14 protein-coding genes are annotated in these 18,233 nt (G+C 64.7%); 9 read left to right on the plus strand and 5 right to left on the minus strand.

Going from position 1 to position 18,233, the window contains the following annotated elements:
• Positions 1-148: 148 nt before the first annotated feature.
• The 3 genes from PTE30175_RS15225 to PTE30175_RS15235 all read right to left on the minus strand — a co-directional run bounded on the left by PTE30175_RS15225 (position 149) and on the right by PTE30175_RS15235 (position 4,461).
• Complete coding sequence (locus PTE30175_RS15225) at positions 149-1,060, minus strand: LysR family transcriptional regulator (protein ID WP_150697907.1); 912 nt, start codon at positions 1,058-1,060, stop codon at positions 149-151.
• Between the two features lie 91 nt (positions 1,061-1,151).
• Positions 1,152-3,650 (minus strand): penicillin-binding protein 1A, encoded by a 2,499-nt coding sequence (locus PTE30175_RS15230; protein WP_150697908.1) that lies wholly within the window; start codon positions 3,648-3,650, stop codon positions 1,152-1,154.
• 94 nt (positions 3,651-3,744) lie between these two features.
• Positions 3,745-4,461: a FadR/GntR family transcriptional regulator gene (locus PTE30175_RS15235; protein ID WP_150697909.1), complete on the minus strand. Its 717-nt coding sequence runs from the start codon at positions 4,459-4,461 to the stop codon at positions 3,745-3,747.
• Between the two features lie 288 nt (positions 4,462-4,749).
• On the opposite strand from PTE30175_RS15235, the gene PTE30175_RS15240 reads away from it, so the two are divergent.
• The 6 genes from PTE30175_RS15240 (at position 4,750) to PTE30175_RS15265 (ending at position 12,183) form a co-directional block, all read left to right on the plus strand.
• The gene (locus tag PTE30175_RS15240; protein WP_150697910.1) at positions 4,750-6,456 is read left to right on the plus strand and encodes a lactate permease LctP family transporter; all 1,707 of its coding nucleotides are present in this window, start codon (positions 4,750-4,752) and stop codon (positions 6,454-6,456) included.
• Between the two features lie 89 nt (positions 6,457-6,545).
• A complete protein-coding gene (locus PTE30175_RS15245; protein WP_150697911.1) occupies positions 6,546-7,310 on the plus strand; it encodes a (Fe-S)-binding protein in 765 nt (254 codons plus the stop codon).
• A complete protein-coding gene (locus PTE30175_RS15250; protein ID WP_150697912.1) occupies positions 7,307-8,695 on the plus strand; it encodes a lactate utilization protein B in 1,389 nt (462 codons plus the stop codon). Before PTE30175_RS15245 ends, PTE30175_RS15250 begins: the two co-directional genes overlap by 4 nt.
• Positions 8,692-9,369 (plus strand): LutC/YkgG family protein, encoded by a 678-nt coding sequence (locus PTE30175_RS15255; RefSeq protein WP_150697913.1) that lies wholly within the window; start codon positions 8,692-8,694, stop codon positions 9,367-9,369. The genes PTE30175_RS15250 and PTE30175_RS15255 overlap by 4 nt, the downstream gene beginning before the upstream one ends.
• Positions 9,370-9,450: 81 nt before the next feature.
• Positions 9,451-9,897: a DUF2946 domain-containing protein gene (locus tag PTE30175_RS15260; protein WP_191629081.1), complete on the plus strand. Its 447-nt coding sequence runs from the start codon at positions 9,451-9,453 to the stop codon at positions 9,895-9,897.
• Between the two features lie 147 nt (positions 9,898-10,044).
• Positions 10,045-12,183, plus strand: a complete 2,139-nt coding sequence (locus PTE30175_RS15265; protein ID WP_150697915.1) for a TonB-dependent receptor family protein — start codon at positions 10,045-10,047, stop codon at positions 12,181-12,183.
• Positions 12,184-12,441: 258 nt separating this feature from the next.
• Here the strand turns inward: PTE30175_RS15265 and PTE30175_RS15270 are convergent, their stop codons facing one another.
• Entirely contained in the window at positions 12,442-13,905 is a 1,464-nt protein-coding gene (locus PTE30175_RS15270) for a filamentous hemagglutinin N-terminal domain-containing protein (protein WP_150697916.1), read from the minus strand.
• Between the two features lie 400 nt (positions 13,906-14,305).
• On the opposite strand from PTE30175_RS15270, the gene PTE30175_RS15275 reads away from it, so the two are divergent.
• Positions 14,306-15,139: an aldo/keto reductase gene (locus tag PTE30175_RS15275; RefSeq protein ID WP_150697917.1), complete on the plus strand. Its 834-nt coding sequence runs from the start codon at positions 14,306-14,308 to the stop codon at positions 15,137-15,139.
• A gap of 4 nt (positions 15,140-15,143) precedes the next feature.
• On the opposite strand, the gene PTE30175_RS15280 is transcribed toward PTE30175_RS15275, so the two are convergent.
• Positions 15,144-16,151: an LLM class flavin-dependent oxidoreductase gene (locus PTE30175_RS15280; protein WP_150697918.1), complete on the minus strand. Its 1,008-nt coding sequence runs from the start codon at positions 16,149-16,151 to the stop codon at positions 15,144-15,146.
• A 410-nt stretch (positions 16,152-16,561) separates the two neighbouring features.
• Between PTE30175_RS15280 and PTE30175_RS15285 the strand changes: the two genes are divergently transcribed.
• Together PTE30175_RS15285 and PTE30175_RS15290 are read left to right on the plus strand one after the other, a co-directional pair.
• Positions 16,562-16,771, plus strand: coding sequence for a DUF3311 domain-containing protein (locus PTE30175_RS15285; RefSeq protein WP_150697919.1), 210 nt, complete (start codon positions 16,562-16,564; stop codon positions 16,769-16,771).
• Between the two features lie 62 nt (positions 16,772-16,833).
• Positions 16,834-18,222, plus strand: a complete 1,389-nt coding sequence (locus PTE30175_RS15290; RefSeq protein WP_150697920.1) for a sodium:solute symporter family protein — start codon at positions 16,834-16,836, stop codon at positions 18,220-18,222.
• The last annotated feature ends 11 nt before the right edge of the window (positions 18,223-18,233 follow it).

Genomic DNA, 18,233 nt, shown 5'->3' on the forward strand with positions numbered 1-18,233 from the left:
TCTCTCTCCTCATCGTGGCACGCCCTTCAGGGCGGATGCCGGCATCGGTAAATGTCTGCAAGCAATCGCGCTGCATTGAGGAGGATGATCGGCGCTGGCGCTCGCGCTGGAAAATCGTTGTGGCCGATCGATTGATCGGCGCCGCCTATCAAAGATCGAGCAGGGCGTCGACGCGCGACTGGATTTCGATGCCGCGAAATGCCTCCATCGCCGCGTCGAGCAACGGCGGGCGTGGCTGACGGTCGCGTAGCACCAGGCCGATCTCGCGATGCATCGCAGGCGTCAACGGCACGGCGTGCAACTCGTGGCGCATCTCGGCCAGGCACAGCACGCTGTGCGGCACGACACTGCATAAGCCCGCACATCGCACATGGGCGTACAGTGCCATCAACGAATCCGTTTCGACGCGCGGCGAGACGACGACCCCGGCGTTGGCAAAGGCATCGTCGACGCCCTGACGACATTGCATGTTGCCGGTCAGCAGCACCAGGGGGAATCCGGCGGCTTCCGCCCACGTCAGCGAATCACGCCCGCCGAGCGTCGCCTCGTCGCGCACGATCAGCACATAACGCTCACGAAATACGGGAATCGTGTCGAACTCGCGCAGACGGGGATCGTCGAGATAGCTGAGCACGACATCGAGATCGAGGTCGCCCAACTGGCGGAGCGCCTGCGCCGCAGAGAGGGTGTAGACCTCGTGACGCATGGCGGGGAAATCGCGCAGACAGGCATCCGTCAGCATCGGCACGAGCGGCAAGGCCGTTGGAATGGCGCCGATGCGCAGACAGCCCGAGACCTCGCGGCGACTCGAGGACGCTTCCTGGCGCAACCCCTCGCAATCGGCGAGCACCTGCCGCGCCCACGCAAGTACCCGCTCACCCTCGGGCGTGAAACCCTCGAAGCGCCGCCCTCGCCGCACGATCGGCAGCCCGAATTCTTCCTCGATGCTGCGAATCGCTCCCGAGAGCGCCGGCTGGGAAACATTGCATAGCTCGGCCGCGCGCCGGAAATGCTGTGCCTGTGCGAGCGCAACAAGATACGTCAATTGCCGGATGAACATGCCCTTCCCCCGGTATGCGCCGGCGGGAATCGTCAGCGTTATATTCCCGAGAATATAACGCACTGCCGCCTGTGGCAGTCATGAGAAAACGTCATGAGTTGGGCCGGGTGTCGTCGCTTGCCGGTGCAGGTGGCATCGAGGGCGCCGGCGATATCGAGGGCGCCGGCGATATCGGCGGCGCCGGTGTATAAGCGGGCGCCTCGCTGCTGCCCGGCGCATCCGACGGATACGGCGACACCGGCACGGGCCATGGCGCAGCCACACCGCTGTCAGGCGCCGGCGCATTGACATCGGACGCACCGAAGATCGGCGCCGTCACCTCGGACTCGCTAGCGGCGGAGGCTGGCGTGTCGGGCGGCGGCGCCACGCGCTTTGGGGCGGGCTTGGGCGGCGGTGCGGGTTTGGAGGCGAACAGACCAACCACCCAATCTCGGGAGCGCGTGAACCATCCGTCATACCAGTGCGATGCGTCCGGCGCCTGGAATTTTTCGTTCGGATCGACGATCCGCGCACGCAGCGACCGCGAAAAGAAATCGCCAACGATCGGCAGCGCGCTATGCGCGCCCTGCCCCCAATAATCGCTGCGCAGCGTCACGCGGCTGTCGTTGAAACCGACCCACGCGCCCGCCACCAGTTGGGGGTGGATGAGGATGAACCAGCCGTCCGCATTGTCCTGCGTCGTGCCGGTCTTGCCCGCCACGTCGGCGCGAATACCGAAACGGCTGCGAATCAGCGAACCCGTCCCGCGATTCACGACTTCGCGCATCACGGACAAGAGCGTGTAGTCGTCTTCGGCCGACAGCGCTCGTTCGGGCGCGCTCGGCGCGAACTCGGCGAGTACGTTGCCATGCGGATCTTCGATACGCGTGACCATCAGCGGCGTGTGGTAACGCCCTTCGTTGGCGATCGTGCCATACGCAGACACCATCTCGCGCAGCGACACGGGGCTCGTGCCCAAGGCGAGAGACGGCACCGCCTCGAGCTTGCTGTCGCGCACGCCCATGGCGCGCGCAAGACCCACGACGCGCGACGGGCCGACCGTCTGCATCAGCTGTGCCGTGATGGAGTTGCGCGAATACGCCAGACCGTCGCGCAGCGTCATCGGCTTGTTCGACGGGGGTGTGTCGTCGGTCGGACGCCACACCTCGCCGCCCGCGAGCGGAATCTCGACCGGTTGATCCAGCAGCGTATCGTCGGGTTTCGCGCCCTTCACGAACGCCGCGCCGTAGACGAACGGCTTGAACGTCGACCCCGGCTGCCGGCGCGCCTGCTGCACGTGATCGAACGGGTCCTGCGTGAAGTCCCGGCTGCCGACCCACGCGCGAATCTCGCCGGTGCGCGGATCAAGCGCCAGGAAACCGGCTTGCACGCGCGTCTTGGTCTGGCGCAGGTTCTGCATGAACTGGCTGTCGGCCAGCAGGTGCTTCATCGCGGCTTCCGGCGTTTGCCCGGCATCGCGCTCGGCGCGGTATTCGGGTGTTTCGCGCACGAACGCCTGCACCAGCGCCGGATTTTCGCGCCAGCCATTGCGCGGTGACCATGCCGCGTCGGCAATCGACTGCAGTTGGTTCCCCTGGCGATTGAGCGCCTGCGTCGCCATGGCCTGCAAGCGCGCATCGATGGTAGTGCGCACCACGAGTCCGTCGGCGTAGATGTTGTAATTGTGACGATCGGCCCAGCCGATCAGCCACTTGCGCAGTTGCTGCGCAAAATGCGGCGCAGGACCCGGCGGTTCCGTCTGACGTTCGAAATCGATACGCAACGGACGCCGCTGAAGTGTCCTGACGCGCGCCTCGTCCAGAACGCCGCGCTTGGCCATCTGCGCGAGCACGATATTGCGCCGTTCGACCGCGCGCTCAGGATTGATCACCGGGTTGTAGTAACTGTTGCCCTTCAACATGCCGATCAGCGTGGCGGCTTCGACCACGTCGAGTTCGTCCGCCGACTTGTCGAAGTAGGTGCGCGCCGCCATCTCGATGCCGTAGGCGTTGTACAGGAACGGGACGGTGTTCAGGTACGTCTCCAGGATCTCCCGCTTCGTGTACAGCGCCTCGATCTTGAAGGCCGTGATCGCTTCCTTGAGCTTGCGCGTCAGCGTCGGCGCACGGCCGATCTCGTCGGGGTAGAGATTGCGCGCGAGCTGCTGCGTGATCGTCGAGCCGCCCTGGCGGTCTCCGGAGAAGGTATGCACGGCCGCAGATGCGGTGCGTTTCCAGTCAAGCCCGTGGTGTTCGTAGAACCGATGATCTTCCGTCGCGATCAGCGCGTTCACGACATGCGGCGAGATGTCGGACAGAGCGACCCATTCGCGATGCGTGGGCTTGAATTCGGCGAGCAGCTTGCCGTCGGCGGAGAGGATCTGCGCCGGCTGCTCGACTTTTGCCTTGCGGATGTCGCTGATGCTCGGTGTAAACGGAATGAGGAGCAGGACATACAGCAGGAACAAGGCGGGCACGGCAGCGGCGGCAAGCGCGGCGCCGCGCCGCGTCGGATGACGCACGTGGTGCCAGCCGCGCGCGGCCAGGGGCTTGCATCGGAGCCATTGCTGTTGCAGGAATTCGCGGACGGCGGGGACGTTCGGGCGCTTCACGCTGACATTGCCGGAGAATCGAAAGAACGAATGCTACCAAAACCCGGCGGCGGGCCGGCGAAACCGGACACGATGGGTGCGCGCCGGTTCGCGGTCAGGGGATCGGCGGCACGGGCACGTCGGGCTCCAGCTTGCGCCAGATGAAGCCGATGTGTTCGCGCATGACGCGCCGCGCCTCATCGGGTTGGCGGGCACGAATGGCGTCCCACAACGCCAGATGATGCGCGAGGATGTGTTCCGACGCCATCTCGCGCAGTTCAAAGAGACCGGCGTTGTTCAACGAGATGTGCTCGTAGAGCATCTTGACGACGCTGCCCTGCAGGTGGCGCAGCATCGCATTGTGCGACGCATTGGCGAGCGCGGTGTGAAAGTCGCCGTCGAGCCGGGACTCCAGGACCGTGTCGCCGCTCTTGTGCGCCTCGACCAGCCCGTGGACGACCTCGGCCAAGCGGGCGAGGTCCTCGTCAGTCGCGCGCAACGCGGCCAGATACGCGGTCGTCCCTTCAAGCATCAGGCGAAATTCAAGCATGTCCGGGCGCAACTCCGGATGGTCCGACACGAGCTGCCGCCATGGCGAAATGAGGCCCGTCTGCAGACGATCGGAAACGTAAATACCCGACGCCGGGCGGCTCTTGAGCAGACCGCGCGCCACAAGCCGCTGCAATGCCGTGCGCACGGTGGAGCGCGCCGCGCCCATCGATTCGGCCAGCGCGCGTTCGGACGGAATGCGCTCGCCCGGCACCCACATGCCCTCCAATAACTTCGTTTCGATATCGCGCATGATGCGCTCGGTCACGTTCGGGGTGGTCACGGTGTCTCTCAGGCCTGGCAGGCGGATTTCCGCGCGCGGGGGGCAGCACCGCCGGGAAATGCATGAAGTCCGGAAAGTGTGCCCGAGTCGGGCGGCGGTGTCGACAACGGCAACTGGTACTACCAGTTTGCCGCGCGCCCCCTTGCGTGACGATGATGCATTCGGCCGGATATCCCGATGCCGTGCCAACCGCGAAACCCGCCTCATCGCCGCCGCCCACGGCATTCCGACACGGCGACGGCACGCGGAACAAGTACCAATCGATCACCAAATCGAGGAGACGTTACAGTGGAAGTGTGGCTTCAGAACTATGTGCCGGGTGGCACGCTATGGATCGCGGCGCTGATGGCTGCGCTGCCGATTGTCCTATTTTTCGTCGCACTGGCCGGGCTTCGCATGAAGGCCCATACTGCCGGCGCCCTGACGGTGGCGCTCGCGCTGACCGTTGCCATCGGCTATTTCGGCATGCCGGCTGGCATGGCCGCGATGTCGGCCGCCTACGGTTTCGCCTATGGCCTGTGGCCGATCGCGTGGATCATCGTCACGGCGGTGTTCCTGTACCGCGTGGTCGTGAAGACGGGCCAGTTCGACATTATCCGCAGTTCCGTCGTATCGCTGACCGACGACCAACGCCTGCAGATGCTGCTGATCGGTTTCTCGTTCGGCGCATTCCTTGAAGGCGCGGCGGGTTTCGGCGCTCCGGTGGCGATCACCGCCGCGCTGCTTGTCGGCCTCGGCTTCCAACCGCTCTACGCAGCCGGCCTCTGCCTCATCGCCAACACCGCGCCGGTTGCCTTCGGTGCGATGGGCATCCCGATCATCGTCGCGGGGCAAGTCAGCGGTCTGGATGCATTCCATATTGGCGCGATGGCTGGCCGGCAGTTGCCGTTGCTGTCGCTCTTCGTGCCGCTCTGGCTCGTGTTCATCATGGACGGCGTGCGTGGCGTCAAGGAAACCTGGCCGGCAGCACTGGTCGCCGGCGGCAGCTTCGCCGTCGCGCAGTACTTCTCGTCGAACCATATCGGACCGGAACTGCCGGACATCATCTCCTCGTTGTTCTCGCTCGTGTGTCTGGCCAGCTTCCTCAAGGTCTGGCAACCGAAGACGGCTTATGCACGCGGCACGTCCGGCGTGAGAGTCTCCGGTGGCGCGGCCGCGCTGGGTGGTTTTGGCGGAGGAGGCGATGCGGCACGCGGCGCGCGTCAACCGTCGCCCTACAGCGGCTGGCAGATCCTGCGCGCGTGGTCGCCGTTCCTGATCCTGACCGGCATGGTCACGATCTGGAGCCTGCCAGCCTTCAAGGCTTTGTTCGCCAAGACCGGCGCCCTCGCGTGGACCGTTCCGTCGTGGCACGTGGCCGGCCTCGATCGCCTGGTCGCGAAGGCCGCGCCGATCGCGGCGAAGCCGATGCCGATCGATGCACTGCTCAAGTGGGATGTACTGTCCGCGACCGGCACCGCTATCTTCTTCGCCGCGCTGATCTCGATGGCCCTGTTGCGCATGAAGCCGTCTGATGGCGTTCGCAGCTTCACCGAAACCGTTTCAGAGCTGAGGAAGCCGATTCTCGCGATCGGGCTGGTGCTGGCCTTCGCGTTCGTCATGAACTACTCCGGCATGTCGACCACCCTCGCGCTGCTGCTCGCGCACACCGGCGCCGCGTTCCCGTTCTTCTCGCCATTGCTGGGCTGGATGGGCGTGTTCCTGACCGGTTCGGATACATCGTCGAACGCGCTGTTCTCGGCGCTGCAAAACACCACCGCGCAACAGATCGGCGTATCGAACCTGTTGATGGTCGCGGCCAACACGACCGGCGGCGTGACCGGCAAGATGATCTCGCCGCAGTCGATCGCCGTGGCGTGCGCCGCCACCGGCCTGATCGGCAAGGAAGCCGACCTGTTCCGCTTCACCTTTTGGCATAGCCTGATGTTCGTGGTGTTGGTCGGCCTCATCACGCTGGTGCAGGCCTACTGGCTCACCGGCATGCTGGTCCATTAGGGCCTGCTCACACCTGGCCCGACACTTCCGCCGCGCAGGGTACCCGCCATGCGCGGTGGAAGCTTTGCAATCGCTGGAGAGATTTCCCCATGAAAGTGGCCTTGTTCGTGCCCTGCTTTATCGACGCCCTGTTCCCCGAAGTCGGCATCGCCACCCTGGCACTGCTCGAAAAGCTCGGCGTGACGGTCGAGTATCCCCGCCGTCAGACGTGCTGCGGACAGCCGCTCGCCAACAACGGCTGCGAAGCCGACGCGGCTGGCGCCGAGACCCTTTTCGTCGAAAATTTCGCCGGCTACGACTATATCGTCGCGCCTTCGTCATCCTGCGTGCACCATGTGCGCAAACATCTGACGGCCGTGGACGAATCCGCGCGCTCTGCCCAGGTGCGCACCAATACCTATGAACTGACCGAATTCCTGCATGATGTACTGAAAGTCCGGGCGTTTCCGTGGGCCGAATTCCCGCACACGGTCGGCCTGCACAACAGCTGCAGCGCGATCCGTCATCTGCATGCTGCGTCGGCCAGCGAGATTCCCGGCGAGCCCTGGTCGAAGGCGCGCAACCTGCTCGCGGGCGTGCGCGGCCTGACGTTCGCCGCCCCTGCCCGCCCCGACGAATGCTGCGGCTTCGGCGGCACGTTCGCCGTCAGCGAGGAAGCGGTGTCCGTTCGCATGGGACAGGACAAGGTGCGCGACCATTCGGCAGCCGGCGCCGAAGTCATCGTCTCCGCAGACATGTCCTGCCTGATGCACCAACGCGGCTGCGCGGCCCGTGCGCATATGCCAATGCAATTCCTGCATATCGCGCAGGTCCTCAACGGGACGACGCTCGCCGCCGCCGGGGTGGCCGCATGAAGCCCACCGGACGCGTCGATCACGCCAAGGCGGCGCAGGCGTTTCTCGCGAAGACGGAACACGTGGCCTTCCATGACAAGCGGCTGTGGGACCTGCGCCAGAAACGCGACGGTCAGGCCGCCGGCATCGGCGAATGGGAAACGTTGCGCACGCTCGCCTCGCAGATCAAGGAGCATACGCTCTCGCGGCTGGCCGACTATCTCGCGCAGTTCGCTGCCAACGCCGAAGCGAATGGCGTGAAGGTCCATTGGGCGCTCGACGCCGCCGCACACAATGCCGTGGTCCACGACATTCTGGCCGCGCACGACGTGAAGACTCTCGTCAAAAGCAAATCCATGCTGACGGACGAATGCGAGCTTCGCGAATACCTTGAGCCGCGCGGCATCCGCGTGATGGAGACGGACCTCGGCGAACGTATCCAGCAGCTCGACAACCAGCCGCCGTCGCATGTGGTCGTGCCGGCCGTGCACAAGCTGCGCGGCGACGTCGCCGAGCTGTTCGGCCGCACGCTCGGCACCGATCCGGCCAACGACGACGTGCACTACCTTGCCGAGAGCCAGCGCATGACCACGCGCCCGGCGTTCCTCGAAGCCGGTGCGGGCATGACCGGCTGCAATTTCGCCGTCGCGGAAACAGGCACGGTCGTGGTGTGCACCAACGAAGGCAATGCGGACCTGTCGGCGAATGTGCCGCCCGTTCACATCGTGTCCCTCGGCATCGAAAAACTGATACCACGGATGGCCGATCTCGGCGTGTTCATCCGCCTGCTCTCGCGCAGCGCGCTCGGCTCGCCCATCACGCAATACACGTCGCATTTCCGCATGCCCCGGCCCGGTACGGAGATGCACTTCGTGATCGTCGATAACGGCCGCTCGGCGCGGCTCGCCATGGACGACTTCTGGTATTCGCTCAAGTGCATCCGCTGCGGCGCGTGCATGAATACGTGCCCGGTCTACCGGCGCAGCGGCGGATTGTCATACGGCAGCACGTACGCCGGGCCCATCGGCGCGATTCTGAATCCGGCGTCGGATTTGAAACGCTTTTCCGCGCTGCCGTTCGCGTCGACCATGAATGGAAGTTGCACCAACGTCTGTCCGGTAAGGATCAATATCCACGAGCAGTTGTACAAGTGGCGGCAGATCATCGCGGAAGAAGGCGAGTTGCCGCGCGTGAAGCGCGGCCTCATCAAGGTTGCGGGCAAATTGCTGGCGAATCCGGTGCTGTACCGCGCGTCCGTCAAATCGATGAACGCCGCCCTGCACCGGCTGCCCAATCTCGTGCTGTACAACCCGCTCAACACGTGGGGCAAGCAGCGCGATCTGCCTGAACCGCCGAAACAGACGTTCCGCGATTGGTACGAAGCCACGCGAGGCAACCAGCCATGAACACGACGAAAGACGAATTCCTGACGCGCGTGCGCGCGGCGCAACGCGTGGCGATGACCGGCGGGCAATGGACGCCTGCGCAAGCGGCGCATACGCAAGCGGCGCACGCGTACGCCCCCTACCCGCTGCCTGAACTGCCGCGGTTTGCAACGCCGCACGGCGATCGGCTCGCACGGTTCTGCGCGAACCTGACGACCATGGGCGGCGAACACGTTGCGCTTGACAGCGCAACCGCGCTGCCGGCATGGCTCGCCGAACGCTTTCCGGGCGTCGTGCTGGTGAGCGCAACGCCCGAAGCAACGTCCGCTGCGCCGCTCGACCTGACGCGCCCGCCGGCGCATCTGCATGACGTGGAAGTGGGCATCGTACGGGCGCGCTACGGCGTGGCCGAAACCGGCTCGTTGTGGCTCTCCGAAGCCGAGTATGGCGTGAACGCGCTCGGTTATCTGGTTCAGCATCTCGTCGTGCTGCTCGATCCGGCCGCTATCGTCGACGGACTGCAGGACATCTACCGCTTGCCGGACTTCCATGAAGCGCGCTACGCCGTGCTGGTGACGGGCCCCTCCGCGACCGCCGACATCGAGGGCGTGCTGATCCAGGGGGCGCAAGGGGTGCGCTCGTTGACGGTGATCCTGACTGCGGCAAATTGTCGCGCGGCGGAAAATTCGGGATGAGAATCGTTTACCGAATTCCGGGGCGCGCCTACAATGCCGGGTCCCCCCTTAGTAACTTCCCCCCTCCTTTCCAGGTCCGGCATGCGCAAGCTTCGTCTGCATCGCGTCGCAATCGGGATCGCGTTGCTCGCGATCCTGCTGGCGTCGCTCATGCCGGCAATCGCGCAATGGCGTGCGGCGCTCACAGCCGATCCGTTTGCGGTCTATTGCGCGACACAAGCGTCCGCTGACGCCCCCGCGACCGCCCGTTCCGCGCATGCGTCGCCCGGACCGCATGCCGAACAAACGGCGCTCACCGGCGAAGGCCACGAAGGCCACGGCCACACGCTCGCCTCCGCCGACCATTGGGAGAAGTGCGGCTACTGCACGTTGTTGGCGCATCAGCCGCTGTTCACCACCGTTTTCGCCACACCCGGGCTCGACGCCCCACAGGGTGCCGACGCAGCGCTGAGCGCGCCGGCACCCTTTCACCCGCGCATGCCATTCCCTGCGGCACGCGCACGGGCGCCGCCCCTCCTCGCTTCCTGAACACCCGGTCGCCTCACGCGGCGCACACACCTTTTCAAAAAACAACTGACACATGGCTCGCCGGCCACCGGCGCGCACGTGTGCGTTGGCTCGGCCTGCGCACGCGTGCACGCGCGACGCTCGACGCCGAGCCGCAGGAGAACCAACATGCTTCGCCCAACGCCTTTTCATCGCGCCACGATTCTGCTTTTTGCCTCGCTGGCCGTGTTCGGAAGTGCGCCTGCTTTTGCCCTGACGACGGACGCGGATGCGGACACGGCCGCAACCGCGACGACCGTTGCGCAGGTGCCCGCTGCCACGCTTCCCGCCACCACGGTGACCGCCGCGCCTGAGTCGTTGACGTCGCCCGGCGTCGTCCAGCAACGCCGTCAACTGTTCCAGACGACGGGTTCGGTCGGGTTCGTCGACGCCGACGCGTACCAGAATACCTACGCGTTCAATTTGCGCGACGTGCTCAAGGACACGCCGGGCGTCTATGTCCAGAACCGCTACGGTCAGGAGCTTCGCCTGTCGGTCCGGGGATCGGGCATCGCACGCGGCTATCACGTTCGCGGGATCGACCTCCTGCAGGACGGCATCCCGACCAATCTGGCCGACGGCAGCGGCGACTTCTACCAGATCGATCCGTTGGCCTTGCGCTCGGCCGAGGTCTATAAAGGCGGCAATGGCCTCGCTTACGGCGCAACGACGCTCGGCGGTGCGATCAATTTCGTGACGCCGACCGCCTACACCGCCGAAGCGCCAAACGTGTTCCGCATCGATGGCGGCAGCTTTGGCACCGTGCGTGCGAGCGCCCAAATGTCGCGCATCCATGGTCCGCTCGACGCCATCGCCACGCTGTCCGTCAATCGTGCCGACGGCTTCCGCGACCACGACAAGGGCACCTATGCGCAGTTCAACGCCAATTTCGGCTACCGCTTCACGCCGAACGTCGAGACACGGTTTTTCGTCGGCGCGTACATTGTCGACCAGAAGCTGCCGGGTGCCCTGTCTCTGTATGACGCGCTGAACAACCCGACCAAGGCGGCCGCGTCGGCGCTGTCAGGCGATCAGGCACGCAATACGCGAACGGAACGCCTGGGTAACCTCACGACGATCCGCCTTGACGTCGGTCGGCTCGATATTGCCTCGTGGCTGATTCACAAAAGCCTGTATCACCCGATTTTCCAGGTCCTCGATCAGGACGGTTGGACATATGGCGTGGCCCCGCGCTACACCGCCAACCTGACTGTCGCCGGCATGCGCAATGACCTGATTGTCGGTGCACGTTTCTTCGGCGGCAACACGAAGGCACTGCAGTTCGTCAACAACGGCGGCTCGCGGGGCGCGCAGACGCTCGATTCGCGGCAGAACGCGTACAACTATGAGGCGTACTTCGAGAACCGCCTGTTCTTCCTGCCGACGGTCGGGTTGATGGTCGGCGCAAAGGCCTATCGCGACGTGCGGCAGTACGTCGACCGTGGCGGACGGCCCGCCGATCCGAACTACCGGTCGACGCGTGCCGCCTACGCCGGCATCAATCCGAAAATCGGTCTGTTGTGGGAGCCGCGCAAGGATGTGCAGGCGTTCATCGACGTCACACGCAATGCCGACGTCCCGGACTTCGGGGATCTCTCGCAAACCTTTGGCGCGACCTCGCGATTCGTGCCGCTGGCCGCCCAGCACGCCTGGACGATCGAAGCAGGCACGCGCGGCAAGCTCGGCCGCGTGGCATGGGACGTGACCGGCTATCGCTCGCTCGTGCGCGATCAACTGCTGCAGTTCACGACAACCGCCGATATTCCCGCGTCGACGTTCAACGCCAACAAGACGGTGCTGCAAGGGCTGGAAGTGGGTGCGTCCGTCGATTTGTTCGAGGACGTCGTGGCCACGGGTGATCGCGTGACACTCTCGCAGCTCTGGAACTACAGCGACTTCCGTTTCAAGGACGACCCGCAATACGGGGGTAACCGTATCGCGGGCGTGCCGGCGAATGTGCTGCGCACAACCCTCGGTTACGCATGGCCGAAGCACTTCCAGATCGCCGCCACGCTGGACTGGGTGCCGGCGGGCGCGTATGCCGATTACGCCAACACGTTGCGTGTGCCGGGCTATGCGTTGATCGGGCTGCAGGGGTCCTACGAACTGCACCGTGGCGTCACGCTGTACGTCGACGCACGCAATCTGACGAACAAGCGCTATGTCAGCGATCTGAGCACGATTACCGACGCACGTAAGGCGAGCACGGCGATGTTCTATCCGGGCGACGGGCGCAGCGTGTTTGCAGGTGTGCGGATGACGTTCTGAGGTTTGCCTGAGAATCCCGTCGATCGCCCTCCGTGGCGGGCGATCGACATCCAGGCTGGCGAATCCGGATTCCTGAAATAAGAATTATCCCAATCCACAACCGGCGAAATGCGCCCAGAATACGGGACTTTCGTGGCATCTACGCCGCCAGATGTTGCCCAACCTCCTTGGCCGGTGTCGCGAGCATCGGCCTTTAGCCCCGCCTGGCGGGGCAATTTTTTTTAGCGCGCCGTGCAACGTCCTTGCGACCGCCGGACGTTAATTTTCATGCGCGTCACTGTCCGCCTCGCGGTGCCCGAGGTGCGTGCGCAACGATACGCCGTTGGTGCCGTGCATGTGGCCGCGGACACTGTAGAGTTCGCCGGCAAGCGCCACGTCAATCTCTCGCCCGAGCATGAAGCCGTAGCTGTTGTTCGCCTCCCCGGCCTTCACGGATAGCGTACGATCTGCCAGCATCCGGCCGCGCGTGTTATCGACAAGATGCCCCTGCGCATCGATCGCAATCCCGCCTCTGCCCGCGATCGTGCCGCCGGCGTTATCGACGCCGGCAGCACGCAACGATATGTCCCGCCCCGCATGGATGGCACCCTTCAGGTTGTTCAGCGCCTGGCGCGGCGTCACGATCGTTACGTTGCCCGTGTCGCTGCGAATATCGCCATAGGCGTTATCCAGCGCCCCGGCATCGATCGAAACGTGCCCGCGCGCCAGCAAACGGCCTGCCCCGTTGTCGACAACGCCGTCGTCCCCCACCGCTAACGCGAGCGAACGGGTTGCCTCGATTCGCCCGTGGGCGTTGACCAGCGCCTTTGCCGCGACTTCGATGTCGCCCGCCGTCATCGCGCCACGGTTGAGCACCTCGCCGTCGCTGGTGATCTGCAAGTGATCATCGGCGTGCAATCGCCCCGCGTTGCGCACGCCGAGACCGTCCCTGCGACCAATCAGGCGAATACTGTTTGCATACATGCCGCCCAGCGCGCTGACGTCGAGCGCGTATTCGTCATCGGGCGCAGCGCCGCCCTCGCGTTCACGCTCGCTCGCATCGCCCGGGCCCTGCCCGCCAGTCGCCGTCACACGCAAGTCGTTCGCCCAAAGGGCGCCCCCGACACGTACGGCGTGCGCAAGGATCGCGGTGTAGTCGGTATCGCGCGCATTCAGGCCGGCACCGTCGACGACGACCGTGCCTTCGCGAACGTCATATCCCGCCAGCGCGCCGTCGCGCCATCGTGGCGTGCCAGCCACCAGCGTGCCCCGCCTCGCATTGATGAACCCGCATCCGTCACAGGCGATGCCTGACGGATTGGCCACGATCACGTCGGCCCGGTCGCCCGCCACCTCGAGCATGCCGCGAAGTTGCGAGGGCGCACCTGACAAGACTTCGTTCAGGATCACGCGCGCGCTCCCGCCGGACAAGGCAGGATTGGCCTCGACCTGCCCGGCCAATCGGGTATCGGCGCACTCACGCGCATTGTTGAGCACGACGCCCGCTTGTCCGACGTCGAATTGTGCGTATCGGTTGTGCGACACGCCCGCGCCGTTGGGCGCAGCAATATCGACGCGCTGCACGCCTGCCGCAGGCGCCGTCTGAACGCTGGCCGCGCCGCCGCCCGCCCCGATCGGGACGATGTCCGCCCGAGCCTGGCTCGCCACCGCCCACACCACAATCGCCACACCTGCCGCGCCTATGCCGTGCGCCTTTCGTATGCCGCCCATTGCTCGCATCATGCCTCCGGCTAAAATCGCGCCGGGGGGAAACGCGGGGTTCCAATGAAATGTCTGCCGATGCGCGGCGTGCGACGGAGAAACGACGCACGCATTCGCAGCCGCACTGCACGCTCACTTGCGCCGTCTCGTTGCGATGATCGGCAAACGACTGCGGTAGCGCATCGGCAAGCACCACCTTAGCGGTCCAGACTGGACATGCCTAGTGCCGGCGGATCAGATTTGTCCGAGAAAGCACGCAGTTCGTAAGAATCCCGGACCCATCCGATCGAATCGTCGGCGCGCAAGCATGCCGAAAGATCGGAAGCTGCCGCGACATGCGCACGGGTGCCGGCGGGGAGCGGACAAGCGTTGCGGGTCGGGCAATAATGGAGGCAGACATTCCAGCAGGAGACACACAATCATGCGAACCGTGATGTTGCCGGACGGCGAAGCCGTCCCCGCCTTGGGCCAGGGTACGTGGATGATGGGAGAGCGGGCCGCCCACCGCGCCGCGGAGATTGCCACGCTGCGCACCGGCGTCGCGCTCGGCATGACGCTTGTCGACACCGCCGAGATGTACGGCGAGGGCGCCTCGGAAACGCTGATCGGCGAGGCGCTCGCCGGCCTGCGGGACAATATCTTTCTGGTCAGCAAGGTCTACCCGCACAACGCGTCAAAGCGTGGCGTGATCGCAGCGTGCGAGCGCAGCTTGAAACGGTTGCGCACCGACAGGCTCGATCTTTACCTGTTGCATTGGCGCGGCGAAGTGCCGATCGAAGATACGATCGCCGGCTTCGAAGCGTTGCGCGATGCCGGCAAGATTCGCCATTGGGGTGTGAGCAATTTCGACACGGAGGACATGGCGGAATTGTTTGATACCCCGGGGGGTGACCGCTGTGCCGTGAACCAGGTACTCTACAACCTGTCACGACGCGGCGCCGAATTCGACCTGCTGCCGTGGCTCGACGCGCACAAGGTGCCCACGATGGCCTACTCGCCCATCGAGCAGGGCCGGCTGAATACGCGCGGCGTGTTGACGGAGATCGCGACCCGGCTGGGGATCGCCCCCTTGCAGGTCGCACTGGCATGGGTACTGCGCCAGCCAAACGTTATCGTCATTCCGAAGGCGAGTTCCGAAGCCCACGTCCGCGCCAATCGCGCCGCGCTCGATGTTGCGCTCAGCCAAGCAGACTTGGCCGCGCTTGATCATGTCTTCGAGCCGCCCGGCCGCAAACGTGCGCTCGAAATGATCTGACCGCTCAACGCCCGTCGGCCCTCACCTGCGCCACGATGTCGAAAGACCGCTGGCGCAGTGCCGGGTCATAAATGTCCGACACGATCATCAACTCGTCGGCCTGCGTGCGCTCCAGCAATGCATCGAGACCCTGGGCGATCTTCTGCGGACCGCCCACGACCGCGACGCCGAGGAACGCTTCAACCGAATGCTGCTCCGCCGGGTCCCAGCGGGCATCCATATCGTTGACCGGCGGTTGCAGTTTGAGGCTTTGCCCTCGCATCAGCGCCAGAATCTTCTGCTGCGTCGACGTCGCCAGATACGCGGCCTCTTGGTCTGTCGGCGCGGCGATTACCGGCGCGCCGACCATGACGTAGGGCTTGTCGAGCGCCGCCGACGGGCGGAAGAGCTCGCGATACAGACGGATCGCATCGAGCAGGAAGCGCGGCGCGAAGTGCGACGCAAACGCGTACGGCAGACCGAGATGCGCCGCCAACTGGGCGCTGAACAAACTGGACCCCAGCAGCCACACCGGGATGTCGGAGCCCGCCCCGGGCGTCGCAACGAGACGCTGTCCCGGTTGCGCGGGCGCGAGCAGCGCCCGAAGCTCGGCGACCTGTTCAGGGAAATCGTCGCCATTGGACAAGCGATCGCGGCGCAGCGCGCGCATCGTGGCCTGGTCTGCTCCCGGTGCGCGCCCCAATCCGAGATCGATGCGCCCCGGATACAGCGCCGCCAGCGTCCCGAAATTCTCCGCGACCACAAGCGGGGCATGATTCGGCAGCATCACGCCGCCCGAGCCCACGCGAATCCGTGACGTCTGGCCGGCAATATGCCCGATCAGCACCGGTGTCGCCGAACTGGCGATACCGTCCATGTTGTGGTGCTCGGCCAACCAGAAGCGCTCAAAACCCAGCGCTTCGACATGACGCGCCAGCGACACCGATTGCTGCAGCGCCTCAGCCACCGTGCCATTCGCCCGGATCGGCACCAAATCCAGTACCGACAACGCCGCTTTCGACAGCCTGCTCATTCGTTTCTCCAAGCCTTCATTTCCATGCGGCACCACGCACCCTCGACGTCTGCGTCATCCCGTTCCCATGGCAAAGTATATGACGACGGCGCAAATTCGACAGTGGACACGTTTCTGTTTAGTAGTCGCCTTGGGTAGCCATGACGATGCTCGAGCGTCCGCCTTCGCTGAAACCCGTGCATCGCCGGGTTTCCCTTTCCTTGGACTCATCGATTACACGCGTCTGGTACTAACACCGGATATTTTTGGCCTTCAATACTGGCATGCAGACAACCGGCAATATGTTGCGCTCAACGTCAAGTGACGTGAAGTGACGTAACGTCCGACCGGTTGCCTCCCGTCCCATTGCCGATGGCCGGCGGCGCCCCCGCGCCCATGGCCCCGGCAAGACACTTTCGGAGGAGACATCCATGCTCAGGTATCTCATCGGCATCGGACTGCCGTATCTCGGCGTCATCGGCGTGCTGCCATGGGTTGCGGCGCAAGACCGCTTCGTGTTCGGCGTGCCGTTCATCTACATGTGGATCTTCACCTGGTTCCTGCTGACGTCGGCGTGCCTGTTCACGTGCTGGCGCCTGTTCGACCGCCATCTGCCCGAACCGGACACACACGCGTCCTGACCCGGCGCGTCCGGGTGCTGCCCGTTTCACGCCGTTCACCGTCCCCCAATGGAGTTTCCGGCATGTCCACCGTCGTCTTTCTGGGCTTCATTGCCTATTCGCTCTATCTGGCGCTGCGCTCCAAACGCGGCCACGGTTCGCAGAGCGTTCATGATTTCTTCGTCGCGTCGCGTCAGTTTGGCACCGCACTCGTTTTCTTCCTGACCGCCGGCGAGATCTACAGTATCGGCACGATGGTCGGTTTTCCCGGGGGCATTTACGCCAAAGGGCCGACCTACGGCGTCTGGTTCCTCGGCTACATCCTGCTCGCTTACCCGATCGGCTACTTCATCGGGCCGCTTATCTGGGAAGCCGGTAAACGCCACAACGCCATCACGTTGCCGGACCTCTTCAAGGGTCACTTCCGCAGCCGTGCGCTGGAACTGGTCGTCGCGGTCACGGCAATCCTGTTTCTCGTGCCCTGGGGCCAACTGCAGTTCACGGGCCTCGTTGCCGCGCTCAAAGGCCTGGGCTGGCATTTCGAGCCCTTGCACCTGATCCTCATCTCCGCCGCGCTTGCGTTCACCTATATCGCCATCTCCGGCGTGCGCGCATCCGCCTATATCGCGATCCTGAAAGACATCTTGATGGTCGTCGCCATCGTCGTGACGGGCGTCGCTGTCGCCTGGAACGTTGGCAGCGTGCACGACGTCTTTCACGCGGCCAGCCAACAGGTCAGCAATAGCATGTCGGGCGATCAGTTGCGCTTCTCGATGAGCACCATGCTGTTTCAGTCGCTCGGCTTCTACATGATGCCGTTCGCGGTGCAGAACTTCTTCACGGCGAAGAGCCCCGGCACGATTCGCCGCACGCAGGTCGCGATGCCGTTGTACATGCTGATGTATCCGTTTCTCGTGATCGCGTCGTACTACGCGATCAGCGCAAATCTGCATCTGAGCTCGCCGAACGATGCGTTCTTCGCCGCCGCCGTGAATCTGCTGCCGGGCTGGTTGCTCGGCCTCGTCGCCGCCGGAGCTGCGCTGTCGGGTCTGCTGGTGCTGGCCGGCATCTGTCTCGCGATCGGGCCGATCGTCACACGCAACCTGCTGCCGAATCTGCCGGAGAGCAAACAGAAGCGCACCGCGAAGTTCGTCATCGTAGGCTATCTGCTGGTGTCGATCGTGACGACCATGCTCACGCCCAACCTCATGCTCACGCTGGTCAACACGACGTACTACGGCGTGACCCAGTTCGTGCCGGGCATGGTGATTCTCCTGCTGCAGCGCCGCGTGCGCCCTGCCGCGGTCGCAGCGGGGATCATCGCCGGACAAGGGCTTGCGATCTGGTGCTACACCCGTCACGTCGATTTCGGCGGATTCAACCTCGGGTTGGTCTGTCTCGCGGTCAATCTGGCGGTCCTCGGCATGGGTCACACGCTGCTGCGCCCGATGAAGCCTTACGCACTGTCCTGATTCCCGCCGAC

It is taken from the genome of Pandoraea terrae, assembly GCF_902459695.1.
Lineage (GTDB): Bacteria > Pseudomonadota > Gammaproteobacteria > Burkholderiales > Burkholderiaceae > Pandoraea > Pandoraea terrae.

Bases quoted from the DNA above. Each gene is read 5' to 3' on its own strand.
- PTE30175_RS15270 (WP_150697916.1), bottom strand. From the start codon at position 13,905: ATGATGCGAGCAATGGGCGGCATACGAAAGGCGCACGGCATAGGCGCG.
- PTE30175_RS15275 (WP_150697917.1), top strand. From the start codon at position 14,306: ATGCGAACCGTGATGTTGCCGGACGGCGAAGCCGTCCCCGCCTTGGGC.
- PTE30175_RS15285 (WP_150697919.1), top strand. From the start codon at position 16,562: ATGCTCAGGTATCTCATCGGCATCGGACTGCCGTATCTCGGCGTCATC.
- PTE30175_RS15260 (WP_191629081.1), top strand. From the start codon at position 9,451: ATGCGCAAGCTTCGTCTGCATCGCGTCGCAATCGGGATCGCGTTGCTC.
- PTE30175_RS15280 (WP_150697918.1), bottom strand. From the start codon at position 16,151: ATGAGCAGGCTGTCGAAAGCGGCGTTGTCGGTACTGGATTTGGTGCCG.
- PTE30175_RS15265 (WP_150697915.1), top strand. From the start codon at position 10,045: ATGCTTCGCCCAACGCCTTTTCATCGCGCCACGATTCTGCTTTTTGCC.
- PTE30175_RS15245 (WP_150697911.1), top strand. From the start codon at position 6,546: ATGAAAGTGGCCTTGTTCGTGCCCTGCTTTATCGACGCCCTGTTCCCC.
- PTE30175_RS15225 (WP_150697907.1), bottom strand. From the start codon at position 1,060: ATGTTCATCCGGCAATTGACGTATCTTGTTGCGCTCGCACAGGCACAG.
- PTE30175_RS15290 (WP_150697920.1), top strand. From the start codon at position 16,834: ATGTCCACCGTCGTCTTTCTGGGCTTCATTGCCTATTCGCTCTATCTG.
- PTE30175_RS15255 (WP_150697913.1), top strand. From the start codon at position 8,692: ATGAACACGACGAAAGACGAATTCCTGACGCGCGTGCGCGCGGCGCAA.
- PTE30175_RS15250 (WP_150697912.1), top strand. From the start codon at position 7,307: ATGAAGCCCACCGGACGCGTCGATCACGCCAAGGCGGCGCAGGCGTTT.